Origin of the sequence: Pseudomonas sp. 2957 (assembly GCF_031456345.1) — a bacterium.
Classification (GTDB): domain Bacteria; phylum Pseudomonadota; class Gammaproteobacteria; order Pseudomonadales; family Pseudomonadaceae; genus Aquipseudomonas; species Aquipseudomonas siliginis.
On record NZ_JAVDUL010000001.1, the window covers coordinates 1 to 26,852 of the forward strand.

20 protein-coding genes are annotated in these 26,852 nt (G+C 60.8%); 5 read left to right on the top strand and 15 right to left on the bottom strand.

The window, feature by feature from the left end:
• Window positions 1-390: 390 nt before the first annotated feature.
• Complete coding sequence (locus tag J2Y39_RS00005; protein WP_310214253.1) at window positions 391-765, bottom strand: DUF6124 family protein; 375 nt, start codon at window positions 763-765, stop codon at window positions 391-393.
• Window positions 766-1,154: 389 nt separating this feature from the next.
• Entirely contained in the window at window positions 1,155-2,123 is a 969-nt protein-coding gene (locus J2Y39_RS00010; protein ID WP_024011667.1) for a LysR family transcriptional regulator, read from the bottom strand.
• Between the two features lie 272 nt (window positions 2,124-2,395).
• Here J2Y39_RS00010 and J2Y39_RS00015 point away from each other — a divergent pair, with 272 nt between their 5' ends.
• The 4 genes from J2Y39_RS00015 (at window position 2,396) to J2Y39_RS00030 (ending at window position 7,294) form a co-directional block, all read left to right on the top strand.
• Window positions 2,396-3,895: an efflux transporter outer membrane subunit gene (locus tag J2Y39_RS00015; RefSeq protein ID WP_310214257.1), complete on the top strand. Its 1,500-nt coding sequence runs from the start codon at window positions 2,396-2,398 to the stop codon at window positions 3,893-3,895.
• Window positions 3,896-4,034: 139 nt separating this feature from the next.
• Window positions 4,035-6,227, top strand: coding sequence for an FUSC family protein (locus J2Y39_RS00020; protein ID WP_256809527.1), 2,193 nt, complete (start codon window positions 4,035-4,037; stop codon window positions 6,225-6,227).
• Window positions 6,217-6,417 carry a DUF1656 domain-containing protein gene (locus J2Y39_RS00025; RefSeq protein WP_016771611.1) on the top strand — a complete coding sequence of 67 codons (201 nt, stop codon included), beginning with the start codon at window positions 6,217-6,219 and terminating at the stop codon, window positions 6,415-6,417. Before J2Y39_RS00020 ends, J2Y39_RS00025 begins: the two co-directional genes overlap by 11 nt.
• A gap of 10 nt (window positions 6,418-6,427) precedes the next feature.
• Window positions 6,428-7,294, top strand: a complete 867-nt coding sequence (locus J2Y39_RS00030) for an HlyD family secretion protein (protein WP_236168112.1) — start codon at window positions 6,428-6,430, stop codon at window positions 7,292-7,294.
• A gap of 45 nt (window positions 7,295-7,339) precedes the next feature.
• Here the strand turns inward: J2Y39_RS00030 and J2Y39_RS00035 are convergent, their stop codons facing one another.
• The 3 genes from J2Y39_RS00035 to J2Y39_RS00045 form a co-directional block, all read right to left on the bottom strand.
• A complete protein-coding gene (locus J2Y39_RS00035) occupies window positions 7,340-8,635 on the bottom strand; it encodes a hypothetical protein (RefSeq protein ID WP_150636183.1) in 1,296 nt (431 codons plus the stop codon).
• A 161-nt stretch (window positions 8,636-8,796) separates the two neighbouring features.
• On the bottom strand, window positions 8,797-9,621 hold the full coding sequence (locus J2Y39_RS00040) for an SDR family oxidoreductase (protein ID WP_310214275.1): 825 nt from the start codon (window positions 9,619-9,621) through the stop codon (window positions 8,797-8,799).
• A gap of 35 nt (window positions 9,622-9,656) precedes the next feature.
• Window positions 9,657-10,121 carry a multidrug transporter gene (locus J2Y39_RS00045; protein ID WP_310214277.1) on the bottom strand — a complete coding sequence of 155 codons (465 nt, stop codon included), beginning with the start codon at window positions 10,119-10,121 and terminating at the stop codon, window positions 9,657-9,659.
• A 170-nt stretch (window positions 10,122-10,291) separates the two neighbouring features.
• Here J2Y39_RS00045 and J2Y39_RS00050 point away from each other — a divergent pair, with 170 nt between their 5' ends.
• Window positions 10,292-13,036, top strand: coding sequence for an RHS repeat-associated core domain-containing protein (locus J2Y39_RS00050; RefSeq protein ID WP_310214280.1), 2,745 nt, complete (start codon window positions 10,292-10,294; stop codon window positions 13,034-13,036).
• A gap of 79 nt (window positions 13,037-13,115) precedes the next feature.
• Here the strand turns inward: J2Y39_RS00050 and J2Y39_RS00055 are convergent, their stop codons facing one another.
• The 10 genes from J2Y39_RS00055 to J2Y39_RS00100 all read right to left on the bottom strand — a co-directional run bounded on the left by J2Y39_RS00055 (window position 13,116) and on the right by J2Y39_RS00100 (window position 26,828).
• Window positions 13,116-14,567 carry a mannose-1-phosphate guanylyltransferase/mannose-6-phosphate isomerase gene (locus J2Y39_RS00055; protein WP_024011673.1) on the bottom strand — a complete coding sequence of 484 codons (1,452 nt, stop codon included), beginning with the start codon at window positions 14,565-14,567 and terminating at the stop codon, window positions 13,116-13,118.
• A 208-nt stretch (window positions 14,568-14,775) separates the two neighbouring features.
• Complete coding sequence (locus tag J2Y39_RS00060; protein WP_095180418.1) at window positions 14,776-15,432, bottom strand: alginate O-acetyltransferase AlgF; 657 nt, start codon at window positions 15,430-15,432, stop codon at window positions 14,776-14,778.
• A gap of 14 nt (window positions 15,433-15,446) precedes the next feature.
• Complete coding sequence (locus J2Y39_RS00065; RefSeq protein WP_041479484.1) at window positions 15,447-16,619, bottom strand: alginate O-acetyltransferase; 1,173 nt, start codon at window positions 16,617-16,619, stop codon at window positions 15,447-15,449.
• Window positions 16,620-16,629: 10 nt separating this feature from the next.
• The gene (locus tag J2Y39_RS00070; protein WP_310214287.1) at window positions 16,630-18,195 is read right to left on the bottom strand and encodes an MBOAT family protein; all 1,566 of its coding nucleotides are present in this window, start codon (window positions 18,193-18,195) and stop codon (window positions 16,630-16,632) included.
• A gap of 271 nt (window positions 18,196-18,466) precedes the next feature.
• Window positions 18,467-19,579, bottom strand: coding sequence for a mannuronate-specific alginate lyase (locus J2Y39_RS00075; protein ID WP_056783046.1), 1,113 nt, complete (start codon window positions 19,577-19,579; stop codon window positions 18,467-18,469).
• A gap of 8 nt (window positions 19,580-19,587) precedes the next feature.
• Window positions 19,588-21,054, bottom strand: a complete 1,467-nt coding sequence (locus J2Y39_RS00080) for an alginate O-acetyltransferase (protein WP_056783047.1) — start codon at window positions 21,052-21,054, stop codon at window positions 19,588-19,590.
• 10 nt (window positions 21,055-21,064) lie between these two features.
• On the bottom strand, window positions 21,065-22,636 hold the full coding sequence (gene algG, locus J2Y39_RS00085; RefSeq protein WP_310214291.1) for a mannuronan 5-epimerase AlgG: 1,572 nt from the start codon (window positions 22,634-22,636) through the stop codon (window positions 21,065-21,067).
• A 26-nt stretch (window positions 22,637-22,662) separates the two neighbouring features.
• Window positions 22,663-24,144, bottom strand: coding sequence for an alginate export family protein (locus J2Y39_RS00090; RefSeq protein WP_056783051.1), 1,482 nt, complete (start codon window positions 24,142-24,144; stop codon window positions 22,663-22,665).
• On the bottom strand, window positions 24,141-25,649 hold the full coding sequence (algK, locus tag J2Y39_RS00095) for an alginate biosynthesis TPR repeat lipoprotein AlgK (RefSeq protein WP_207808461.1): 1,509 nt from the start codon (window positions 25,647-25,649) through the stop codon (window positions 24,141-24,143). Before algK ends, J2Y39_RS00090 begins: the two co-directional genes overlap by 4 nt.
• Window positions 25,650-25,658: 9 nt before the next feature.
• Complete coding sequence (locus J2Y39_RS00100; protein ID WP_024011680.1) at window positions 25,659-26,828, bottom strand: alginate biosynthesis protein Alg44; 1,170 nt, start codon at window positions 26,826-26,828, stop codon at window positions 25,659-25,661.
• Between the last annotated feature and the right edge of the window lie 24 nt (window positions 26,829-26,852).

The following is a 26,852-nucleotide window of genomic DNA, read 5'->3' on the forward strand; positions in this document are numbered from 1 at the left end:
TCCATAGCTACAACAACTACCGGTCACCGGTCGCCATGGAGAAAATGGCGGCCTGAAAAACCCTAACGGGTGTCCAATATTACTTGACCAGTTCAGCTTGCCAGCGAAGGCGGCCTGACAGCCGACTCATATCTTGCTGATGTATACGATCCAGAATTGTGGGAGCGAGCCTGCTCGCGAAGGCGTCTCCACTGCCAACCCATCCCTGCCAGATTCACCCCGTCCCTGTGCGAGCTGGCTTGCCAGCGAAAGCGGCCTGACAGCCGACCTGTTTCTCACTGGTGCACGCATTCCAACTGTGGGAGCGAGCCTGCTCGCGAAAGCGGTTTATCTGACACCTCGAATGTTGAATGTGCCGAAGCCCTCGCGGTCGGGCTCGCTCCCGGGAGGTCAGCTGCGTGACGGGAGCTGATGGATTTCGTAGTTATCCAGCACCCGGTTCACCGCCAGTTCCGCCAGCATGATCACCTGCTGGATGGCCAATATCGTGTGCCGTTGTGGGCTGTCGACGTGGGCGGCGATGTCGCTGCTCATGATGCTGGCCGAGGCGAGGGATTCGCAGGCGTGGGCCAGCAGGCTTTCGTTGTCCTGGTCCGGGGCGACCTGGAACATGGTGCTGGGTTTGTGGTTTTGCTGCGCGCTGGCGGGCGGTTTGAGGTAGTGATCCAGCGCACGCTCGGCGGCGTCGTGGAGTTTCGTTGAGTCGGGGGATTGGTAGGGTGAGGTGCTTTCGGATTCGGGGGGATTGGGTGTGGGTTTGAACATGGTGAAACTCCATTCTGGAAGTGGAGTTCGCCACTGACTGCGACCAAGCAATCGGGTGGCGAACCGTACGCGGGTTGGTCGACCAGGGAATGGAAACCCGGCAGGGACGAGGCCCTCCCACGCACAGCTCGCCATTAAGCATGCTTGAAAATGTGCGCCATTCTAAACCCGGACGACCAAGTCCGGTCGCTGATTCGTCAGCAACCACCAAATCCTAGCCAGCGCTCTTCCGACGGACAACCTGCAAAACCTGTCGGAAACTTCCCCGTAAACACCGCGATGTAGGAGCTGTCGTAGGCTGCGATCCGTTGTTTTTTAAACAACAAGATCAAAAGATCGCAGCCTCGTTGCACTCGTCAGCTCCTACACGAAGTCAGCGGTGTTTAAAGTCAGGTGGCGACGCGCGCGCCAGCCAGACTCCCGCTCAACTCATACGCGACCAATTCCGCCTGATGCGCCGCCAATATCTCCGGCAACGACCCACGCAAGTACTCCACCCAGGTTTTGATCTTGGCATCCAGGTACTGCCGCGACGGGTAGATCGCGTAGAGGTTGAGTTCCTGCGAGCGGTAGTTCGGCATCACGCGCACCAGGGTGCCGTTGCGCAGGCCTTCGATGGCGGCGTAGACCGGCAGCACGCCGACGCCCATGCCGCTGGTGATGGCGGTTTTCATGGCGTCGGCGGAGTTCACCAGGAATGGTGAGCTGTTGATGGTGACCGTTTCCTGGCCGTCCGGGCCGTCGAAGGCCCATTTCTCCAGGGGGATCACCGGGCTGACCAGGCGCAGGCAGGCGTGGTTGAGCAGGTCGCTGGGTTTCTGTGCGGCGCCGTTGGCTTTCACGTACGCCGGCGAGGCGCAGACGATGCTGTAGGTGATGCCCAGGCGCTGCGAAACGAAGCCCGAGTCGGGCAGTTCGCTGGCCAGCACGATGGACACGTCGTAGCCCTCGTCGAGCAGGTCCGGCACGCGGTTGGCCAGGGTCAGGTCGAAGGTCACGTCGGGGTGGGTCTTGCGGTAGCGGGCGATGGCGTCGATGACGAAGTGCTGACCGATGCCGGTCATGGTGTGCACTTTCAGCTGGCCGGCGGGGCGCGCGTGGGCGTCGCTGGCTTCCGCTTCGGCTTCTTCGACGTAGGCGAGGATCTGTTCGCAGCGCAGCAGGTAGCGCTTGCCGGCTTCGGTCAGGGCGATGCGCCGGGTTGTGCGATTGAGCAGACGGGTTTGCAGATGGGCTTCGAGGTTGGAGACCGCGCGCGAGACGTTGGCGGTGGTGGTGTCCAGTTGCACGGCGGCGGCGGTGAAGCTGCCCGCTTCGGCAACACAACTGAAGGCGCGCATGTTTTGCAAAGTGTCCATGGGGTGCTCTCAAGGGAGATGGCAAATTGTGACACGAAGTTTCAGGGGCTGAGACCCCCGACCAAGGGATTATCTCGTTAACCGTAACAAAGATTCACAGAAATCCCAGCTTATCGCCGCAGAGGCAGCTCCATAGAATTGCGCCGATCCCTGTAGGAGCTGCCGAAGGCTGCGATCTTTTGATGTTGTCTTTAAAAAGATCAAAAGATCGCAGCCTTCGGCAGCTCCTACACAAGTCCCTCGATTGATCCCTTTCTCAGGAATTCGCAGCTGTGCCGCGTCGCATCAACAGAGCGCTTTTGCCGCTCAGTGTTCTGGCTTTAACCCTGGCTCTCGGCGGCTGCATCTCTACCCAAGGCATTGCCCCTCACGGCGAGGCACTCGCGGCCGATTCACTGGCCACCGACGCGGCCATTGCCGAGGCCGCCAAAGACGCCCACTGGCCCAGCGCCCAATGGTGGCAGGCGTTTGGTGATGCGCAACTTAATCGCTGGATCGACCTCGCCGTGCAAGGCAGCCCGAGCATGGCCATGGCCGCTGCGCGGGTGCGTCAGGCCAAGGCGATGGCCGGTGTTGCCGAAGCGGCCGAGGCGTTGCAGATCAATGGCGAGTCGACCCTCAAGCGCCACAACTGGCCGACCGATCAGTTCTACGGCCCCGGCGAACTGGCCAATACCACCACATGGGACAACAACGCCGCGCTCGGCTTCAGCTACGCCCTCGACATCTGGGGCCGCGAGCGCAATGCCAGTGAACGCGCGGTGGATCTGGCCCATGTGAGCGTGGCCGAGGCGCGACTGGCGCAGCTGGAACTGCAGAGCAATCTGGTCCGCGCCTACATCGAGTTGTCGCTGCATTACGCCCAGCGCGACATCGTCGCCGCAATGCTCAGGCAGCAACAGCAGATTCTCGATCTGGCGCAGAAGCGTTTGAGCGGTGGCATCGGCACGCATTTCGAAGTCAGCCAGGCCGAAACGCCGCTGCCCGAAACCCATCGCCAACTCGATGCGCTGGACGAGGAAATCGCCCTTAGCCGCAACCAGATTGCAGCGCTGGCCGGTAAAGGCCCGGGCGCTGCGGCGCAACTGCAACGGCCGACGCTGTCCCTCGCGGCGCCGTTGAAGTTGCCCACGGCATTGCCCGCCGAACTGCTCGGGCAGCGTCCGGACGTGGTCGCCAGTCGTTGGCAAGTGGCGGCGCAGGCGCGTGGCATTGATGTTGCCCACGGCGGTTTCTACCCCAACGTCGATCTGGTCGGCAGCCTCGGCTACATGGCCACGGGCGGCGGCGCGCTGGAGTTTCTGACCGGCAAGAAACTCAACTACAACGTCGGCCCGGCGATCTCGTTGCCGATCTTCGACGGCGGCCGACTGCGTGGTGAATTGGGCGAAGCGGCGGCCGGTTATGACATCGCCGTGGCGCACTACAACCAGACCCTGATCAACGCGCTGAAGAACATATCCGATCAGTTGATCCGCCGCGAGTCGATGGACAAGCAGCAGGACTTCGCTGCCGAATCCGTGGCCGCCGCACAGAAGACTTACGACATCGCGATGATCGCCTATCAACGCGGCCTCACCGATTACCTCAATGTGCTCAATGCGCAGACCTTGCTGTTCAAACAGCAGCAAGTGCAGCAGCAGGTCCAGGCGGCGCGGTTGAGTGCGCATGCCGAGCTGGTGACTGCCTTGGGGGGCGGCCTCGGTGCCGGTGATGACGTGCCGACAGCCGCGCAGACCCAGGCCCCGAAAACCCCGGCGCTGCTGCGTTGAACACAGCATCCATTGTGGGAGCGAGCCTGCTCGCGAAGGGGGCGTATCAGTCAATGAACATGTTGCCTGAGACTGCGCTTTCGCGAGCAGGCTCGCTCCCACAGGTTTCGAGTCCGCATTGCATGCCTGAGTATTTTCAATGACCTCCTTGCCCGCCCCCCTGCGCTGGCTCCATTCCCTGGAATGGCGTCGCGGTTTTTTCGACTGGGCACGCAGCGATGGCGTGACCTGGGTGTATATCTTCAAGGTGTTGCTCGCCGCGTTTCTCACGCTATGGCTGGCGATGCGTCTGGAACTACCGCAACCGCGTACGGCGATGATCACGGTGTTTATCGTCATGCAGCCGCAGAGCGGCCAGGTGTTCGCCAAGAGTTTCTATCGCTTGCTCGGCACGCTGGCCGGATCGGCGATGATGGTCACGCTGATCGCTTTGTTCGCGCAGAACACGGAGCTGTTTCTCGGCTCGCTGGCGATCTGGGTCGGCATCTGCTCAGCGGGTGCCGCACGGTGCCGCAATTTTCGCGCGTATGGATTTGTGCTCGCCGGTTACACCGCAGCGATGGTCGGTCTGCCGGCGCTGGCCCACCCGGACGGCGCCTTTATGGCGGCGGTGTGGCGGGTGCTGGAGATCTCGCTGGGCATTCTCTGTTCGACGCTGATCAGCGCGGCGATCCTGCCGCAGACCGCCAGTGCGGCGATGCGCAACGCCTTGTATCAGCGCTTCGGTGTGTTCGCGCTCTTCGTCACCGACGGCTTGCGCGGGCGCAGCAAAGCCGAAGCGTTCGAAGCCAGCAACGTGCGCTTCATTGCTGAAGCCGTCGGCCTGGAAGGGCTGCGCAGCGTGACCGTGTTCGAAGACCCGCACATGCGCCGGCGCAACGGTCGTCTGAGTCGTTTGAACAGCGAGTTCATGGGCATCACCACGCGCTTCAACGCCTTGCATCAATTGCTCGAACGCCTGCACGGCAATGGCGAAGAGCACGTCGTGGCAGCGATCAAACCGGGCTTGCAGGACCTCGCCGAAGTGCTCGACGGCTTCAGCGGTCGCGCGCTGACCAGCCCGGATGCGGCACGTTTGGCGACCGCGTTGGCCACCTACAAGGAAGGTCTGCCGGCTCGTGTCCGAGCGTTGCGCGGAATCTTTCAGGACACTGCTCCGAGCGAAGCCGAACAACTGGATTTTCACACCGCCTACGAATTGCTCTACCGCTTCGTCGATGACCTGCACAGCTATGCGCAGACCCACGCGTCGCTGGGCGAGCATCGTCACGAACGCGAACGCTGGGACGAGCCGTTCACCCCGCAAACCAACTGGTGGGCGGCGGCCGCTTCGGGGATCCGCGCCTCGTTCATTCTGCTTGTGCTGGGCAGTTACTGGGTCGCCACCGCGTGGCCGAGCGGGGCGACCATGACCCTGATCGCCGCCGCCACCGTCGGTCTTTCCGCCGCCACACCGAACCCGAAACGCATGGCTTTTCAAATGGCCTGCGGGACTTTTCTCGGCGCGCTGATCGGCTTCGTCGAGATGTTTTTCATCTTCCCGTGGATCGACGGTTTCCCCTTGCTCTGCGTGATGCTCGCGCCGGTGATCGTGCTCGGTTCGTTCCTCGCCTCGCGGCCGCAATACGCCGGTGTCGGACTGGGCCTGCTGATTTTTTTCAGCACCGGTTCAGTGCCGGACAATCTCACGATCTACAACCCCTATACCTTCATCAACGACTACATCGCCATGGTCATGGGCATGCTCGTGTGTGCTGCGGCGGGGGCGATTATTCTGCCGCCGAACAGTCGCTGGCTGTGGCAGCGCCTGGAGCAGGATCTGCGCGGGCAAGTGGTCTATGCGATCAGTGGAAAACTCAAAGGCCTGGCCTCGAGTTTCGAGAGCCGCACCCGCGATCTGCTGCATCAGGCGTACGGCCTCGCGACGGGGCAACCGAAGGTACAAAAGAGTCTGCTGCGCTGGATGTTCGTGGTGCTGGAAGTCGGCCACGCGATCATCGAATTGCGCAAGGAGCAGGCGATCCTGCCGGTGCACCCGGCGTATGCCGAATCGCAGCCGTGGCGTCAGGCAATCCGCGTGATGGGGCGTGCGTTGGTGCGGCTGTTCTTGCAGCCGAACGCAAGCAATCTCGAACGCGCACTGGTCGCGGTCGATCACGCCATCAGCCGCGTCGCCGCCACCGATGAGCCGTTCGCGCCGCACTTCGATACCTCCGCGTTGCGCCGGGTGAAAAGCTATCTGCACTTTATTCGCACCTCGTTGCTCGACCCGCAATCACCCCTGGCCGAATTCGCTCCCGCCAGGCCCGAAGGACTTGCCCATGCCTCGTGAAATCGCCTTCCACGGCGTGTACATGCCGACCATGACCCTGATGTTTTTCATTGCTGCGGGATTGGCCTGGGCAGTTGACCGCTTCCTCTCGGGGTTCGACCTGTACCGCTTTTTCTGGCACCCGGCGCTGCTGCGCCTGAGCCTGTTTACCTGTCTGTTCGGTGCCATGGCGCTGACTGTCTACCGTTGAGAACATCTTGATGAAAAAGTTTTTCAGCCTGCTCGCGACCCTGCTGGTGCTGGCCCTGGCGCTGTGGATTGGCCGCACGTTGTGGGAGCACTACATGAACACGCCGTGGACCCGCGATGGCCGCGTTCGCGCCGACATCATCAACGTTGCCGCCGACGTCACCGGCGAAGTGGTCGAAGTGCCGGTGCGTGACAACCAACTGGTGAAAAAGGGCGATCTGCTGATGCGCATCGACCCCGAGCACTACCGCATTGCGGTCAAGCAGGCGCAGTCACTGGTCGCTTCGCGCAAGTCGACCTGGGAAATGCGCAAGGTCAACGCCCATCGCCGCGCCGACCTCGACAATCTGGTGATCTCTAAAGAGAACCGCGACGACGCCAGCAACATCGCCGACGCCGCGCTGGCCGATTACCAACATGCCCAGGCGCAACTGGAAGCCGCCGAACTCAACCTCAAACGCACCGAAGTGCGTGCGGCGGTGGACGGTTACGTGACCAACCTCAATGTGCATCGCGGCGATTACGCACGCATCGGCGAGGCGAAGATGGCCGTGGTCGACATGAATTCATTTTGGGTTTACGGCTTTTTCGAAGAAACCAAGTTGCCGCACGTCAAAATCGGTGACCGAGCCGACATGCAATTGATGAGCGGCGAAGTGCTCAAGGGTCATGTCGAAAGCATTTCGCGCGGGATCTACGACCGCGACAACCCGGAAAGCCGCGAACTGATTGCCGACGTGAACCCGACGTTCAACTGGGTGCGGCTGGCGCAGCGCGTGCCGGTGCGGATTCATATTGATGAGGTGCCAGAGGGCGTGTTACTGGCGGCGGGGATTACTTGCACGGTAGTGGTGAAGCAGGACCTGGCAGGCAATTGATCGACCGCGTCGCCCCTGACCAGGGCGACGCGGTGATGCTTCCAGCTACTGGGAAATGTTGTAGCGATACAGACAACCCAGAGGGTTTTCTGGATTGATGTTGAGGGCAACAATCAATTTGCCTGGGGCCTGCTGATAATGAAGCCTGGAGAGCGAGTCGGTGGTCTCCTCGCGATGGATGACGCCACCCGCGTCTGAAAAAGCGGAGTTGTAGCCACCGCTACGGGTTTTCACACAGGCAATATAATTGCCCTTCTCGTCTCCACCAGAAACTACGATGTTATCAGCGAAAGGAACATGGTCCGCCCAGTTGACTCGCCTGTCGCTGCCGAGAGCTGGTGGGAGTGGCATGACATTCGGATTGCCGAAAACGTCAAAATCGGGCTTACCTTTTTCATCGAAGGCGAACAACATGCCGTATCGCTCACTGACACCGCTGCCCATGTTGGTGTAGCCAGATGCCGTAAATCTATCAGGGGCTCGCTGTCTCACAGTATTGAGTTCGGCACCCATGAAGTTGTACCGGACTACCACAACCCCGGGTCTTTCCGGGAGGCCGAAACTCTCATGGAGCGCGCCACTGTCTGAATTCAACATCACGAGGAGACCGTCCGTGTTCACGTCGGGCTCGTATTTTTCGTAGCCTGCAAATAACAAGAGTCCATTGTCGAGCACGCAACCGTCGCTGAGTGAAGTCGATGCATGCGGCATCCCGTGATTAATTTCAACTCGGCCATCTGTGCCGAATGCCTTCACGGGTGCGCCTTGCGCATCGAATTTGTAAAGGTGCGCCCTGAGCACGTCAGGCGTGTGGTAATCAACGCCGACAATAACGCTGCCATCGGGTAGCGCGAAGACGAATGCCGGGCCTTTTTTCGTAAGCCGTTGTGTGTTTGGGGGATCGATGATGACTTGGCCATTCTCGCCAAAGCTGCTCACTCGATTGCCTTTGCTGTCAAGGCAGAGAATCGCAGCGCTAACCTCGTTCGATTGCTCATTGGCTGTGCTGCCTGCCATGAACAGCCGCCCGTCGGCACCTTCTGCAATCGGCCCGCCAGAGGCCTGCTCATTGGCCAGGAACGAACCCGTGACACGCCCTGCGACCCCAAACGCCAGGTCTACGGCACCCAAGTGGTTCAGCTTGGAAATGAAGAAGACGCCTTTGTCGAAGGTACTGGTGACCAGCAACGATTTATCGCTCAGCAGCGTCGACCCCGTGAGGGGCCGGGACTTCGTCGGGTCATCCTGGAATATATCGTCAAGTTGAAGTTTGCCTTGGCCGCTTCCCCATGTAGCGTCGATTGTCGCCCTGATGTTCGCGGCCTTCTCTGCGATTGCCATATACGTCCCTGCGCGGTTGTCGTGAGGTCGGTTGATTCGCCGGGCGCTAACACGGTCTTAACACTGTTCACCTGGCTTGAACTCACGATAGGCCTTCGCTTAGAGGGCGCCTACTGTCAACTCTGACAGGTCTGGCTACCGATGGTCGCAACGACTGGGGATCAGAGCCTGGCGCGCAACCCGAACCGCTTCATCAACGTCGATTCGAGTAACCCTTGCGGCAACAACGCCGCCAACAACGGCAACGCCCGGCTGCCGTTGCCGATGCGAACCAGCCGTGGCGGCTTGCTCTGCCGCACCGCTTTCAACAGCTCAGCCGCAAACTCACTGGCCGGTGTTGGCTTGTCCTGCGATGCCTTGGCCCGTGCCCGAATGCCTTCACGCAGGGGAAACCACGGCGATTGCTCGTTGATCAACTGCTCGGCTTCATGTCCGGCATTCTTCGCAAAACTCGATTCAATCGCACCGGGCTGGACTTCCATCACACGGATGCCAAACGGTGCCAGCTCCATGCGCAATGCATCGCTAAGCGCATGCACCGCCGCTTTCGACGCGCAGTAGGCGCCGGCAAACGGTGTGACCAGCACACCCGACACACTGCCGATATTCACCACCAACCCCTTGGCCGGACGCAGCAGCGGAAACAACGCGCGGGTGACGCCAACAATCGAAAACACGTTGGTCTCGAACTGGCGCTGCATCGCCTGCACGCCGCCGTCGAGCAGCGGCCCCATCGCGCCGTAACCGGCGTTGTTGATCAGTACATCGAGGCCGCCATGTTGCTGGCGGAGGCGCTCGGCGAGTTGTTCCAGCGCGGCGCCATCGTTGACGTCCAGCTCGATAGCGGTGAAACCGGCAGCGCTCAGCGCGCTGACATCTTCAGCCTTGCGCGCACTGGCCCAGACTTCGTAGCCAGCGGCTTTGAACGCGTCGGCAAGGGCGCGGCCGATGCCGCTGGAACAACCGGTAATCAACGCAACGGGCATGGCGCATTCCTTGTGCAAACAGTCGGGGGAGGGGATTAGTCGGAGAAACTACCTTGCAAATGCTCGGCGCGAAACTCCAGGGTTTGCGGGCGATAGCCGGGGCGCAGCGGCGGCAGTGGCAAGCAGTCTTCCCAGGTCGCGCCGGCCTGCAATTCGCCGGGGCCGCGATAGCGTGGGGCAGTGTATTGATTGTCGGCCAGGTTGACCGTATCGCCCGGCGCATAAGCGGCGATGCGCCAGCGCAGCTCGGTCAGCGGCACATTGTTGCCATTGTTCATTTTCAATTGCAGCGGACGGTCGGCCGGGCATTGCTCGGGAGCGTAGGCAATGCGCAGTTCCAGGCGCGCCAGTTGCTTGATCTCGCGGTTGTCCATCCACACCACCCACATGGCCACGAAACCCAAGCCAATCGCAGCGGCTACCGAAACCGGCAAGGCCTTGGCCGGGTAGCGCAGCAGCAGGATCAACCAGGTAATGACCAGCAGGATGCCGATGAACATGCGTGAGCGCTCCGTGGGTGAGTGAGCCCCATCCTACCGAAGGCTTGGCGCAATGGGTATTCGGGACGAGTTTGTGCGCACCGTTGGTCGGGACTGTAATTTCTGACAGTAGGAATGCGGTTCCGCGCTTGCTCTCATGAGCCAAGGGCACACTGGGACGTTGACGCACTATGGGCATCCACAGCAATACGCCAACGCTTGCCGTGAACGATCCGCGCGGTTTGGCCATCCTCAACGTCAACTACTGGCGCGCCGATGCGGCGTTGGCAAGCGAGCCCCGGATCGAGCGGACGTTGCGCGACAACGCCGGCCGTGCAGTCAAACAATGGGATGCGCGATTGTGGGCGTTGCAGGCGAATGATCCACAAGCGCCCGCCAGCCTCACCACTGTCCATGCCTTGAACGATATCGCGCTGCGCTCGGACAGTACCGATGCGGGAGTCCAGGTCCAGTTGCCGGGTTTGGCCGGCCAGACGTTGTGCAACTGGGACAGCCGTGGCACATGCCGCGAAATTGCATACGATGACTTGTTGCGACCTGTCGCGGTGTTCGAGGAAGGCACCGGCGTACCTCGCCGTTGTTCCGAGCGCCTTGCCTATGGCCGCCCCGGCGCGGGCGATCCGCTGCGCAATCAGCTCGGTCAAGTGATTCGTCATGACGATCCCGGTGGCAGTGTTCTGTTCTCGCAGTTTGCGATCACCGGGCAGTGCAGTGAAAACATCCGTCACTTCACGCTTGAGCCGGTTGCCGCGGATTGGCCAGAGGCTCTCGCCGATCGACAGAAGTTGCTCGAACCTCAAGGGGCAACCACACAATGGCGCTATGCCCCGCTGGGACCTGTGCTCGAACAGTTCGATGCCGGTGGCAATCGGCAGGCCTTCGCACTGACTCTCCACGGCCAGTTACGCGCAGTTGAAATACAGCTCAAACTTCAGACTCAGAACCATTCGGTCGTCAGTGATATTCGCTACGACGCTTACGGACAAGTCACTGATGAACTGGCAGGCAACGGCGTGCTGACTACGCTGAGCTACCGTCCCGAAGACGGCCGCCTGCTCACGCGCCATGCTCAGGACAATCTAGGCAATGTGCTGCAGCATCTGATCTACGCCTACGACCCGATGGGCAATGTAACGAGTATCGAAGACCAGGCATTGCCCGTGCGCTGGTTCGCCAACCAGCGCATCGAGCCGGTCAGTCGCTACCGCTATGACAGTCTCTATCAGTTGTCCCATGCCACTGGCTGGGAGGCCGGCGTTGCCGGTGGCGGGCCGACCGCTGTCGCCAACTACAGCCAGCGTTATCATTACGACGCCGGCGGCAATTTGCGCGGGCTGACTCACGTCGGCCAACAGAGTCCAGGTCATCAACTGCAGGCCGCACGCTTTAGCAATCGGTGTTTGCCGTGGCACGACGGTAAGCCGCCCTCTGAAGCAGAGATCGCTGCAGCTTTCGATTCGCGGGGTAATTTGTTGTTGCTGGATCAGGGGCGCCGGTTGCAGTGGAATCTGCGTTGCCAGCTGGACTCGGTCGTGGTCGTCTCACGCCGAACAGATGCCGATGATCGTGAAAGCTATCTCTATGACGGCGCCGGTCAGCGGGTATGCAAGACGCGTTCGTCACGGGCCTCTGCACGCAGTCTTCTTGCACAGGTGCGTTATCTGCCAGCGCTGGAATTACGCACCGATACCGGCACCGGTGAGAGCCTGCAGGTGATCATCGTGCGGACCGGACTCAATATCGTACGCGTCCTGCATTGGCAGAGCCCATCGCCGACCGGCCTCAATAATCTCTACCGATACAGTTTCAATGATCATCTGGGCTCAATCAGTCTTGAGCTGGACGCGGATGCGCAACTGATCAGCCGCGAGCATTTTTATCCATTCGGTGCAACGGCGTGGGCCGAAGAACCCGACGTCAGCTACAAGACCGCGCGGTATTCGGCAAAGGAACGTGACGCCACGGGACTTTACTATTACGGGTTTCGCTATTACGTGCCGTGGCTGCAACGCTGGCTGAACAGCGATCCTGGTGGAGCGATCGACGGCCATAATCGCTATCGCGCGCTGCGCAACAACCCAATGACTTACAGGGACAGCGACGGGCGCAAGCCCGACAAGCCCGACAAGCGTGCTGGCGACCGGGTGTATCACGATCTTGCCGACAAGAAACTGGTCAATCCCGTGCAAGCCGCCGGCATGCAGCCCGTGCGCCGTTACTTCGAGAATGACCCAAATCCCGACGTCCAGGCCTACCGCCGCGAAATACCGGTAGCGCTGGCAGAGCTGGGAGCCCGGGACAATTCCGTGCTCAACACACATCAGGCGCATGTCATTGCCGCCGTCCGGACGCACACCGCGCCACCTTCGGGGGCCGTGCTGTACCACTCCGGTGAATTCGTTTCTTCGACAATGAATCGGGTGTTGGGGGAGGAGACCACCAGCCGGATCATGGGACCCATGTCCGTTGCGTTCAATAGCCCTGTCGAAGAACCGCAAGTGCTTGCAGCCAGGCGCGGTGCCGTGGCCAAAGGCTTCCAGATCGGCGGAAATCTGCTGATGCACGCCGCTAACCCCGCAGCTCAGTTGGTGGGCTCACTGAGTGTGGCAATGGGCAATGCCATGCAGGTTTCCGAGGCTCAGACGCGGATCCAGTACAAACTGCTCAGCACACCCGTTGCCGTGCCTCTTGCCATCTCCTCGAACAGTCCGGCGGTCGACTTGCAGTCCTTCAAGCGATCGACCCGGCGGCAGCCGTTGTTCGCAGAACCGGAATCAACGTCCACACCGTTGGCGCAGCAACTGTTTGCAGCCGCGTTTACACAGGGTCCCGCGGGGCTGGCGCAGGCGACGGAAGGCGAGTCGGTCGATGAAGATTCACCACTGGCGAGACGCCGCAATTCAGTCTTCGGCTAGACAAAAAAAGCCCCCGCCCAGCCCGCTGCGGATAGGGAACGCAACGGGCTGGACGAGGGCTTCTTGTTTCAGCAGGCGATTACTGCGCGATGGTCTTCACCGACACGCCGCGTTCGATCGGGGTGGAACGGCCGTAGATATCTTCGAAACGCTCGATATCGTCTTCACCCAAGTACGAACCCGACTGCACTTCGATGATTTCCAGCGGGATCTTGCCCGGGTTGCGCAGGCGGTGCACCGAGGCGATCGGGATGTAGGTCGACTGGTTTTCGGTGAGCAGGAACACGTTTTCGTCGCAGGTCACTTCGGCGGTGCCGCTGACCACGATCCAGTGTTCGGCGCGGTGGTGGTGCATCTGCAGCGACAGGCACGCGCCCGGCTTGACCGAGATGTGCTTGACCTGGAAACGCCCGCCCATGTCCACCGAGTCGTACGAGCCCCACGGACGATAAACCTCGCAGTGGTTCTGGGTTTCGCTGCGGCCCTGGGCGTTGAGGGTGTTGACCATCTGCTTGACGCCCTGGACCTTGTCCTTGTGGGCAATCATCATCGCGTCCTTGGTTTCGACCACGACGATGTTTTCCAGACCGATCACCGAGACCAGTTTGCCGTTGCCGTGGATCATGCAGTTCTTGCTGTCCTGGATGACCACATCGCCTTTGCTGACGTTGCCGTTGGCGTCTTTCTCGTTGACTTCCCACAGCGACGACCAGCAGCCGACATCACTCCAGCCGGCGGTCAGCGGCACCACGCAGGCGCGCTGGGTTTTTTCCATCACCGAGTAGTCGATGGAGTTGTCCGGGCAGCAGGCGAAGGTGGCTTCGTCGAAGGTGATGGTGTCGGCGTCCTGCTGGCTGCGCTCAAGGGTCAGCAGGCAGGTGTCGTAGATGTCCGGATCGTGCTTTTTCAGTTCTTCGAGGAAGCGGCTGGCGCGGAACAGGAACATGCCGCTGTTCCAATAGTAACCGCCGGATTCGACGTACTCGGTGGCGCGCTTCACATCCGGTTTTTCGACGAAGTGCGAGACGCGGCTGACGCCTTCGGGCAGCAGCGAATCAGCAGTGGATTTGATGTAGCCGTAGCCGGTTTCCGGTTTGGTTGCCGGTACGCCGAACAGGACCATCTCGCCGTTCTCGGCAGCGACAGTCGCCAGGGCCAGCGCACGTTGCAGGGCTTTCTGGTCTTCCAGCACGTGGTCGGCCGGCAGCACCAGCATCAGTTCGTCACGACCTTCATTGACCAGCATCATCGCGGTCAGGGCCACGGCCGGCGACGTGTTGCGGCCGAACGGTTCCATCAGGATGCGCTGACATTCCAGATTGCGCGCGGCCAGTTGCTCGTTGACGATGAAACGGTGCTCTTTGTTGCAGACCACGATTGGCGTGTCCATGCCCTCGAACACCAGGCGCTCGAGGGTTTGCTGGAACAGTGTGTGTTCGCCGGTCAGGGCGAGGAATTGCTTGGGGAATTGCTTGCGCGAAAGAGGCCACAGACGCGAACCGCTACCACCTGACAAGATCACCGGAATCATAGTGTTTACTCCATAAAATCAATTTGGTTAGAGCAACGAACGTTGTGTCGTTTCACTCTTGTTTTTGTCTCGTGTCCGAAGACGCCGCATCCCTTGTAGGAGCTGCCGAAGGCTGCGATCTGTTGATCTTGATCTTCAAAATCAAAAGATCGCAGCCTCGTTTCACTCGACAGCTCCTACAGGGATCAGCGTCTCTGCGGGAAATTGGTTAGCGAGTCGACACCGGGCGTTTCACCCAGACTGGCGACAGGTTGCTGCCGTTGCCGGTGACGTACAGCACGGCTGCCTCACCACGCTCCAGGGCGACCGGTTTCACGTCGCCGACTTTCTTGTCGCCTTCGTACAGCGCCAGGCTGACTTTCACCGGGTTGATTTCACGTTCGCCACGGCCCTTGGCTGCCACGTTCGGCACCACTTCGGTCTTGCCGTCGGCGGTTTTCAGGGTCAGCGATTTGTCGCTGAGGTTCTGTACACGCACCAGGGATTTCTGCTTGTTCTTGAATGGCGGCTCTTCGATCAGTTGTGGCGCGCCGGAAGCGTTGTTGACCAGGGTGTAGTAGTGGTCGCCGGCGAGTTTGACCGGCAGGGTCTGGCTGCCGACCTTGGCGCTGTAATCGCCGCCCGGCATGAAGCTGAAGTCGCTGCTGGCCAGTGGCGCGATGTCGCTCAGGTTGGTGCTGCCGACAGTCGCGCTGACTTCAGCGTTGCTGGCGTTGTAGACACGCACGAAGGTCGAGCCTTTCGGTGCGGTCGGGCCGTACAGCGCGGCGTCGCCGCCGGCGAAGGCTGGGACGGAAAGTACGCTGAGGCCAGCAACCAGTGCGAAGCTTTTAGCGAGACGACGAGGAGTAGTAGTGAAAGTCATGGTGTACCTCTCTTTCAGTTTTGCGCCCGATCGGGCGTCTCGGATTTAGTGTTGATGGCTACGTTTTGTTGGCGGGCGCCGGCTTGTTTGAGCTCTGCGACCCACTGCGGGTCGGCGTCGCCGATTTCGTTGTTCACAGGCAGATATCGTTCAGGAAACTCCCAGATCAGCACTTGTGGCGGGCTGTTCTTGAAGTCATCGCTTTTCAGGTAGCTGAGCATCGGCAGAATCGGGCCGTGGCCGTCTTCGGCGTAGTTGACGACGTCACTGTGCAGCGCTTGTTTGAGCGCACCGACGAAGTTCCAGTTGGGGTTGGCGCTGTAGCTGGTGCCGATCAGCGCGACCGGTACTTCGCTGTTGGCGAACAGGGCGTCGTCACCGGCAGGCTGTTCGGCGGCAACGGTGTTGCGTTTGAGCAGTGGCTCAGGCGCCGGCATCATGTTTTCGAACAGCGGATCGAGTGGCAGGAACAGACGCAGATCGCCCTTGTGCGTGACCTTCTCTGCTGGCGTGGTAACGAAACGCTGTGGCTCGCCGCTCAGCGGGAATTTCTCGGCAATGGTTTTCGCCAGCGTATTGGCTGCGATCTCGGCGCCTTCCGGCGTCCAGTGGGTGTCGGTGCGCAGGAACACTTGCTCACCGTTCTGCTTGGCCTGTTGCAGCGGGCCGAGCAGGTCAGGGGCGAGGATCTTGTCGGCCGCGACACGGGCGTGGAAATCCTGGTACAGATTCTGGTGAATGCTCGAAGGCTTCACTTCACCCAGATGCTCCGGGTACAGACGCACCTTGGCTGGAACGATCGCCATCACCAGTTTCACGCCTTTCTCTTTCAGGGTCTGGCGCACGCCTTCGACCAGCGCGTAGTTGCCTTGCAGGTTCTGCTGTTCGTTGACGATCGGGTTGAATTCCTCATCGCTGTACAACCACTGGTCGCGGCCGAGCACGACGCCCGGACGACCTTCGTTGAACAGTTTGAAATCCAGCGCGGCCCAGAGGTTGGTGCCCAGGCGCTTGATCGGGAATTCATCGTCGTAGTGGGTTTCCACCGCCTTCGTCCAGCGGCCGTTGAGCACCGTCGCATCGGCGTTGGTGCTGAAGCCGAAGAAGCTGCGAACCGACCACAGACCGAGGACCAACAGCGTCACCAGGAACAGGGCGATGTAGAAGATGCGTAATGAGCGGGTCATGTCAGATCCCTCAGAACTGGAAGTAAAGGAACGGCGAGAAGCTTTGCGCCGAGAGTTTGAGAATCGAGGCGATGAACAGCAGCAGGATCAGCCCGCGCATCACATAGCGCGACCAGTCAGCGGTCCAGTAAGCCGGTTGCACTTGGGCTTCTACGCCGACGGTGTAGCCAGGTTCGTGGATGCTCGCCGGATTTTCCCCAGGCGCTGCCTTGATCATTCCCGGCGTCGCCGTGGCAGGGCCATTGGCCTCGACGTTGACTTCCGGTTTGGTGTTGGCTGGCGGCTGATTGGTGTACAGATCACGCAGGCCGAAGAACGCCAGGGTCACGTAAGCCACCACCAGGGTTGCCACTTGCAGACCGGTGAGGCTGGCCTGATTGAGTTCCGACAGCGACCAGTCGCCGAAGCTGAACATTGCACCGTACATGCGACCGGCGACGTGCAGATTCTCGGCACGGAAGATCACCCAGCCCATCACCACCAGCAGGAAGGTCAGTGCCCAGCGGATCGGGTTGAGGCTGCGCGGCGAAGTGTTCAGGCCGAGCATTTTTTCGATCGCCAGCCACATGCCGTGCCAGGCGCCCCAGATGATGTAAGTGATATTCGCGCCGTGCCACAGACCACCCAGAAGCATGGTCAGGAACAGATTGCGATAGGTCATCAGCGTGCCTTTACGGTTACCGCCGAGGGTGATGTACAGGTAGTCACGCAGCCAGGTGGAGAGGCTGATGTGCCAGCGGCGCCAGAACTCGGTGATCGACTGGCTGATATACGGCTGCTTGAAGTTTTCCATGAAGCGGAAACCCATCATCAAGCCCAGACCGATGGCCATGTCGCTGTAACCGGAGAAGTCGAAGTACAGCTGCGCGGTGTACGCCAGCGCACCGAGCCAGGCATCACCCGTGGTCGGATTTTGCAAGGCGAAGCAATGGTCGGCGACCACGGCGAGGGTGTCGGCGATGAAGACCTTCTTGATGAAACCCTGCATGAACCGCGTGCAGCCCTCGGAGAACTTGTCGAGGGTGTGCGTGCGGTTGTTGAACTGATCGGCGAGGTCGCGGAAACGCAGAACCGGGCCGGCAATCAGGTGCGGGAAGATCGCCACGAATGCTGCGAAGTCGATCAGGTTGCGCGTGGCCGGAGTGTCGCCACGGTACACGTCGATGATGTAGCTGATCGATTCGAAGATGTAGAACGAAATACCGATCGGCAGCAGCACGTGGGTGAGGATGAACGGCTCGAGACCGAACGAAGTCATGATTTCGTTGATGCTGTCGACACCGAAGTTGGCGTACTTGAAGTAGCCGAGGATGCACAGGTCGACGGCCACGCCGAGCAGCAGCCAGCGCTGCGCCGGTTTGGTTCTGACGCCAGCGGCACCGACTTTCAGGCCGATCCAGTAGTTCCACAGCGTGACCGCTGCGAACAGCGCGAGGAAGTCCACCCGCCACCAGGCGTAGAACACATAGCTGGCGATCAGCAGCAGCAGGTTGCGATAGCGTTGCCCGCTCAGGTAGTACAAGCCGAGAAAGATCGGCAAGAACAGAAACAGGAACACGTTGGATGAAAATACCATCCCGATCTCTCCATGTTTGAACCAACAGTCAAGGGCCAAAGCCCCCCCAAACCCCCCGTGGTAGTGGAGGGGTGACACAGTGTTTGCTTGAGGTCTGGGCTGGCCGTCAAACCGCGCCCCTCACCCCCCGCCCTCTCCCGGAGGGAGAGGGAGCCTGATCTCCATGGTTTTCAAAAATGGAGATCGACTCGGTATTTCATTTCGGCGTAACTCGCACAGCCACCTCGGTCAGTCCCCTCTCCCTCCGGGAGAGGGTTAGGGTGAGGGGCTTTTAGCCCTTTTCATGCGACGGGTCGTAGACCTTGGTCAGATCGCCGCCAAGACGGAAAGTCTTGAACGGTTGCATGTCGCGCTTCTTCTCGATGACATCCGGCGCACAGGTGTAGAGCGTGCAGAACGGTTCGAGCCAGGCGAATTTCATGTCCTCTTTCAGGTCGGTCATGTCCTGCTTTTTGCCGTTCTTTTCTTCGAACTCGTCAGGGTCCTTCACGCCGGCCAACACGCGGTCACCCAGACGCTTCAGTGCGCCATTGTTTTCCTGACGCAGATCGACACCGTTGACCTGGGCGAAACTGGCGATCATCGCCAACGGTGGCAGGGCGTAGTTGTGATAGGCGAGGGCGCGTTGCTGGCGCTTGAGTTCGTTAGGCAGGAAGCCATCGGCATCGACTTGATTGACGCCAACCTTGTATTCCTTCACCGCCCAATCAAACAGGTCGCGGCGGTTGGTGGCGACGGCGGTGGCCATCACCGACCAGGCGGCCCAGTACGAGTGGTTGTTGGTTTTTTCCAGCGGCAGGTTGTCCCAGTCGCTGACCACCTGATCGGCCATTTTGCTGAACCAGGCTTCGATCAGCTGCGCTTCCTGCTGATGCTGGGCCAGCGGATGCGAGTCGGAAAACTTCAGGCGAATGTACGACGAGGCCATGCTGCCCAGTGCCCATTTGCGCATCGACTTGCCGGTGTGGTTGAAGTCTTTGGACATCAACGCGTCAGCCTTGGCCCATGCGGTCAGCCAGTTGAGCGTGCATTCGAGCTGCTCCGGGCGACCGTCGCGCATGAACTGCATGACGCGCTTGGCGGTGCCGCGCTCCAGCGTGGTGATGTCTTTGGTTGTGTCGCGAAAGGCTTTTTCCGACTGCACATTCAGCGTCGCGCGGGCCTTGTCCGAACCTTCGTATTTGCTGCGAAATTGCAGCGGACCGGTGTATGGCGCCGGCATCGCGTCGCAGCCGTCGCTCTTGTCGCCGGTCTTGAATTTATCCACCGGGGCGAAGTAGCCCTGCGGTGGACGCAATGGCGCGGCGGCCTGAGTCGCCCCGGCGAACATCGCCAGGCTCAGGAGTGTCGGTGCCAACAGATTTTTCAGTTTCGGATTTCGCATAGCAGACCTCATTGCCCGAGCTGCGCGGTCTGTTGACCGACGCCCGGGAATACGTTGCGTTTGCAGATTTTCGCTTCGACTTTTTGTGGCGCGGCGCCAGGTCCGGCTTCAGGACCCTGGACTTCGACTGCCAGCAGGTTTTGCGAGGCCCAGTCTTCGTCCGTGCGCAGCTCAAAGGCGAAACGACCGTCGGTGTCGGAGGTTTCCGGTTTCTCGATCTTGATGTCCTCGTGGCGACCGTTCATGTACCAGAGGGTGGCTTGCAGGGTTTTCACCGAGGTGTCGGCGAAGCGGATATCAACCTGATGGTTGGCGTTCTGCAGGTTCAGGTTCTTGCTGTTGACCAGCAGTTCTTGCTTGCTGCCCGGCTTCAGCGTGGCGCTGGCGGACATCTGCGCGTCCTTGCCTTCGCAACCGTTATCCAGCAGCGCCATCATCTGGCGATAGATGGTTTCCTGGTCGAGGCGATACAGCGGCGAGAATTCCCAGATGAGAATCTTCGGCGGGGTCTTCTGAAATTCTTCGCTGCCCAGGTACTGCAGCATCGAACCTTCGAAACCGCCGCCGGGGAAGGCCACGTTGAGGATGTCGGCGCCGATGGCTTCTTCGAGGAAGCCGGCGAAGTTGTAGTTCTTGCCGCTGTGCGACGTACCGACCAGGGTGATCTGCGGATTGCCGGAATCGCCGAACAGATCGCCGTCGCCTGCCTCGCCTTTCGGCTCGGTGGTGAACTGGTCCATGTACTGGATCGCATAGCTGGTGCCGCACAGTTGCCCGGCCATGTTGTGCAGAGTGCCGGTCTTGCCCATGCGCCCGGAGCGCTTGGTCTCGAATTCACGCTTGGGAATGTCGGCGAAGGCCGGGATCTGCTTGACCTTTTCGGCGACGATTTTTGCCGTGCGCTGGGCACCGTAAGGTGTCCAGTGCTGGTCGCCACGGAAGTAGAAATCGTGGGCGGGCAGGGTGTCCGGCAGCGATTCGTTGGTCAGTGGCGACAGGTCAGGCACCACGTAGCCCATCTTGGCGAAACGGCCGAGCATGGTCTTGTAGTTGCCCAGCGCTTTCTCGTAATCGAACGCGGCTTTTTCCTGCGGGTTGAGCTTGTTGCGGTTCACCAGGCCACGGGTCGGCTGGTAAACGATCACCAGCTCGACGCCTTTGCTCTTGAACGCATCGTGCAGTTGTTGCAGGCGCTTGTAGCCGGCCGGCGTGGTGTTGAACTCGGTACGCAGATCTTCCTGGGTACGGAACAGCCAGTCGCCCTGAGCCTGTACCAGGGTGGTGAAGTTCTGCTGATAACGCGTGGTGTAGTTCTTCGCGTCATGGGCCGCCGGGCACAGGTTGCAGCACGGCTCGGCGGTGAACTTCGGTGGCGTGACGCTTGCGCCGTCAGCGTCGGCGCGGGCGTTGCCGGCAGCGAGAATGCCGAGAGTCAGGGCCGAGAGGCTGAGCAGTTTGATCATGTGTGGGTGCATAAAATTATCCTCAGTCCTGCAATTCGGTCTGGCGTTCGACAGGGTCGATCAGCACGGCTTTCTGCTGGCGCACCAACAGATCGAGAATCTCATCCTGGCGCTCGCCGAGAATGCCGTTGAAGCTGATCCCGCTGGACTTGGTCGGCGCCAGCATCGACACGCGATACAGCTCGACACTCAGCGGCGAGTCGATCGACAGCGGGCCGCTGCCATTGGCCGCCAGCTCGCCGCCGACGACGATCAGCGAGACCTGCGCGTCGAACGGGTCGAGCTTGATGTCACGGTCGGTGTCGGTCAGGTCCTTGATGTGGCCGTAGATACCGGTCAGGCCGTTGGTCATGGCAACGTTTTCGTAGAGGCGGATGTTCACGCTGTTACGAATACGAATGCCGTGACGGGTATTGCTGATGACCTTGTTTCCCCACAGCAGGTTGTCGGCGGACTCGTAGAGCGTGATGCCGTCGGTGTGGTTCTTGTAGATCTCGTTGTAGGCAATGATGTTGTTGACGCTGTTACGGTCGATCACCAGGCCCGACAATTTGTTGTCGAAACTCTTGTTGTTGAAGATGAAGCTGTCGTTGACCTCACGGGAAATGATGATCCCGTGCTTCTTCTTCGTGCCGTGAACGGTGTTCTCGGCAATGATCAGACGGTGCGAGCGGTCATGCGGGTCGATGCCGTAGACGATGTTGTCTTTGTAGGTGTTGCCCTTGACCACAAAGTCGCTGGTTTCGTAGCAGTAGAAGCCGTACCACATGTCCGAGAACTCGGAGCCGACGATCCAGCCGGTCGGTTCCGGGCGCTTGAGGACCTTGGCCATGTTCGGCGTGTACTGGGAAATACTCACCCCGTACGACTTACTGTTGGCGTAACCGAAACTGGCCATCTTGCTGTTGACGATGTAGGTCTCGGTGCCGCCCCAGGCGAGCAGGAACGGACGGAATTCCTTCGGCGAACGGAAGGTCGCCGGGCCGTTTTCCTTTTCGCGCCAGCCGGTGACTTTGGTGTCACGCACGAACAGCTTGCCGTCGTTGACCAGGAACGAACCGGCCTCTTGGGACAGGCGCAGTTCCTGGGTCTGGCCGTCGATTTCGAGGATGCCTTTCTCGCCGACGACGATCGGCAATTTGGCCAGATACACGCCCGGGGACGTCTCGCTGAAATACTGCTTGGGCAGTTTTTTCGCCAGATCCTTGAGGTTCATGTAGCCGTCGTCGATGAAGATCGCCTGCGGGATGCCGTGCTGACGCACCACCCATTCGGCCATCTTGTTATCGCCGCCGATGAAGTCCTTCAGGGCGTTTTCCTGCATCATCCGGCGCACACTGATCTTGCCCGGTTTGCTGCGCACGATCTTCGCGGCAGCGGCTTCGGCGGTGAAGCCGGAGAGGTCGGGCAGTGTCGGCTTGGCCAGTTTCAGTGCGTCGGTCGGCGCGCTGCTGACGGTGTAGGTCTTGGCCTGTTGCAGTTCTTTGGCCACGGTCGCAGGTTTCGCCGGTTCAACATTGGCGAAGGCGCTGGCGCTGGCCAGCAGCATCGCGCCGGCCAGCAGGCTGAGTGAGCCTGTTCTGGTGCTGATCATGTCGGGCACTCCCTTGGCGGTTTGCATCAGAAGCGCCAGATCACGTCAATGAATGCGCGGTGCATGTAGGAATCAACCTGGCTGCCATAGGCGTCGCCCGGTTTGAACACACCGCCACGGAAACGCACCAGTGCCGAAGGCTCGTCGATCGACTGGCTCAACGCCGCCGGCAACAGGCCCTGCTTGAAGTACTTGGTGACGACCAGGTCCATTTCCTGACCCAGGTCCTTGTTGCCATCTTCAAGCGGCAAGGATGTGCTGGAGAGGATTGCGCCGGTGACGTCGTCGGTGTTGTTTTCCACCGCATTGATGCCGTTGCTGCCGACCGGCTTGTTGCCGTCGACACGCCAGAACTTGTGGTAGATCAGGCTGGCGTCGTACTCGTCGTTGACCATCCACGAACCGAACAGGGTGGCGGTCTGCATGTTGTTCATTTCGCCACGGAACGCTTCGCCGAAACGGTGCACGCGCGAGCGGGTACCGGTGTAGTTGGAGCGGTTGCTCTCCAGACCGTTCTGTTCGTAATCAGCGCTGGCGCGGGCGTAGGCACCGCCGACTTGCCACTGCGGATCGAGGCGCAGACGTACGCCGACGTCGGCTGCCCAGCCGCTGATGTCATCGCTGCGCTTGGCTTGTGTCGGGCGCGTGCCGTCGGCGTTCAGCGCGTTGACCGTGTCGCGGTCGCCGCTCATGCCGGTGATGCTGCCCCAGTAGTTGACGGTGTTGGTGTTGCGCCAGTTGTAGGCGTCGCTGTCAGCGGTCAGGCCGATCCAGCTGATGTCGCCGTTCTCGGTCTTGTCCAGCGAGTCGCGCGGGACGCCCGGCTCGGCGTAATCGAGTTTGCCGTCATCGTGAGTGTGGTGGCCGCGAATGCCGACCCACTGGCCCGGTGTCCACTGGTAAGCAGCGTCGGCGTAGGCGTGCAGGCGATCCTTGTCTTTCGGCGCCAGCTCTTTCAAGTCGGTGCGGTATTCGCTGAAACGCTCGGCAACACCGGCATTGGCGCGCAGCAGGGTGGTGTCGAAGGTCCAGTTCAGCGCTTCGATGTTGGTGTCACGCCATTGGCCGTCGTCATTGCGCAGACGCTGGCGACCGAACTTGAGCATCTCGCCCGGGTACGGGGTGAGGCCGCTGTAGCCGACCCAGAACTCGCGCATCGCCAGGTAGTTCTTCTTGGTTTTGCGATCACTATTGTCGGTGGCTTGTTCACCGTCGGATTGTTGCAGGGTGTCGGTCTCGATGATGTCGGTCGAGGTCACGGCCTGACCCATCGCGTAGGCGCTCCACGCGCCGCTTTCGCCGTAGATCCACGGACGCAGGTCGAGGCCCACGCCATTGACGTCACCGCCGCCGGCAGTGCCGAGGTCACGGTCGTCTTCGGACTGGCCGGTGAGTTTCACTTCCAGACCGAAGTTCTTGGTTTCAGTCATCGCAGCCAGTGTCGGGCAAGACCAGAGCAGCGCGAAGGTGAGGCCAATACCGGCCTTCACGAATGGGTTCAGCTTCATAGTTTTTCCTCGCCGTCTTCTTCTTGCAGGGCGTGCAGTTGCAGCGTGTTCGAGTTCAGGGCGCCACGGCTGGCCTGTTCCTGTTGCAACAGGCGGCGGGCTTCGGGCAGGCGCTCGGGCGGCAGTTGCGCCTCGAGGGTCGCTGCCAGTTCATCGGCTTGCGGGGTGTTCTGGGCCTTGGCCAGTTGGCTGAATACGTAGGCGTTCAGCGGGTCGGGCTTGGTACCCTTGCCTTGGGAAAACAACTGGGCGATGGCGAAGTCGGCACTGTTCTGGCCGTTGCGCGCAGCGGTCAGCAGGTGGTCCAGAGCCTTCTGCGGATAGACCTTGCCCAGGTAGCCACGACGGTAGATCTGGCCGAGGTAGTAGTCGGCGGCGACTTCGCGGCCAACGGCTTTCTGGAAGTGTTCCTCGGCGACTTTCGCATCGGCCGGGACCATTTTGCCTTCGTAGTAGACCTTGCCCAGCAGCAGTTCGGCGCGCGGCTGGTCGGCGGCGCGACCGTTGTCCAGGTACTTCATCATCTGGTCGACGTCGCCCAGTTCGGGGAAGTCGTAAAGCAGTTGGGCGAGGGTGACCCACGATGCCGGGTAGCCCGGAGCGATCGGCTCGAGCAGCGCCTGCGCGGTTTTTTCGTCAGTCTTGCCCAGGGTCGAATCGGCCAGCACGCGGGCTACTGAGTCGACACGCTGCGCGGTGACGGTGCCACGGCTGTAACCGGCCTGCATCTGCTTGATCAGCTCGGCCTGTTGGTCCGCCTGGCCACGTTTCTGGTAGACGGTGGCCAGTTCGACGTAGCAGATGTCAGTGGTGTTGAGCGCGGCCTTGCAGATCTTTTCCACGTCATCCAGATGCTGGTCGTAAGTGCCTTGGGTGCGATACAGCAGCACCTGCGCCAGACCCGCTTCCGGGTAGCCCGACTTGCGCCACTGATCGATCTGCTGCTGCGCGTTGATGTTGGGGAAGCTGTGCGGGTATTGCAGGTACAGCATCGCCAGCGGGATCAACGTGTTGCCTTCGCCATTGGCGGCGGCTTTTTTCAGCAGGGTTTCGGCTTCGTGGTGCTCGGCTTCGGTGGAGCCCGGCTTGGCCACCAGCAAACGACCGAGACGTGCCTGGGCACGCGGCGACACGCTGGCCGCTGCGCGGTAAGTCGCTTCGGCCTGTTTCATCTGCGCCGGGTCACGGCTGTCGACCTGGATATCGGCCAGGCCGACTTGCGCCTCGCTGTAACCCAGATCGGCCAGTTGCTGGTAATTCTGCGCAGCGGTGGCGGTGTCGCCACGCTTGAGCGCTTCGTTGGCCAGACGCTGATCGGGCAGCCCGGCGCAACCGGCCATAGAAACTGCCAGTGCCAGCGAGCACACCATCAATCCCATGTGGGAGCGAGCCTGCTCGCGAAGCAGTCGACTCGGTACTTCAGACAAACCGCGCTGGCCCTTTCGCGAGCAGGCTCGCTCCCACAGGGTCGGCGGTGTGTTCAAGTTATGCGTAGTCACAGGCATGTCCTCGACTTAAAGACCGGCAGCCATGGCTTTGTCGATCAGCCAGTTCAGGTTCGGGCCACGGTCGCTGTTCACTTCAACCGGGCGGCCGGCCAGGCTGCTGTCGAGCGGCTCGTCTGGCTGGATCTGTACGCGGATGTCGGAGGACAGGTCGGCGCTCTTCAGGCTCGTGCTGCTGACGATCTTGCCGGTGCGGGTCTTGTCTTCGCCGGCGATCTGGAAGCTCACCGGGGTGCCTGGACGCACGTCGCCGAACTGGCGATAGGAGAAGCGTGCTTCAACGTTGGCCTGGGTGTTGCGCGGCACCAACTGGAAGATCACGTCGCCCTTGCTCGCGTACTGACCGTCAGCCACCAGTTGCTGGGCCACGGTGCAGTCGCACGGCGAAGTCAGGGTGCCGGTCATTTGCTTGCCGAACAGTTCTTCAACCTTGGCCGGGGCCAGTTGGTCTTCGGCCAGATGGCCCTTGAGCACGTCGAGCATGCTGGTGCTGAAGGTCGCCAGCGGTGCGCCTTTGGCGGCAACTCCGTCGGACTTGACCAGGCTCTGTACGGTGCCGTCACGCGGCATGGTGATGTTCATCCCCGGCACGCTGACCAGACCGGCCTGGGCGTGGCTGACGAAGTACATGCCGTACACCGACTTGAAGATGAAACCGGCGGCGACCAGACCAACAGCGAAAATACCGGCGCTGAAGGTCACGGCTTTCAGGCGGCCGAACGGGGTCATGCCGGTGTCGTTGGTCTTGTTCTTGCGCGCCTTGGTGAAGTTGTCGCGCTGCAGGGTCGCCAGCACTTCGCCGATGCTGACGATGTCGCCGGCCAGGTGCGAAGTGATCAGGTGGCGCAGGGTGGAAATGTCCTGCGGCTCGAGGTTCTGGAACTGGCAGCCGGCGCGGCCGGTGGCGCGGTCAAAGGAACGCACCTGCAGTTCAACGTCCATGGCCAGGCCGAGGTTGTCGATGACAAATTGCAGACGCGCCTTGTACACCTCGCCGATGGTCAGTGGCATCTGCCCGGCGTTGAACGCCAGACCGCCAGCCGACAGATCGAGGACCCGCGCTTCGAGCGGAGTCCGGTCAGGGCCGAAGAAACGCAGCTTGGCCGGGATTTTCACGCGAGCGTGCTGGCGCTGGGCTTCGGATTCATGCACTACGTTGACGTTGACGGCGGTATTCATAGGGGCGATTTCCTTGTTAATTCA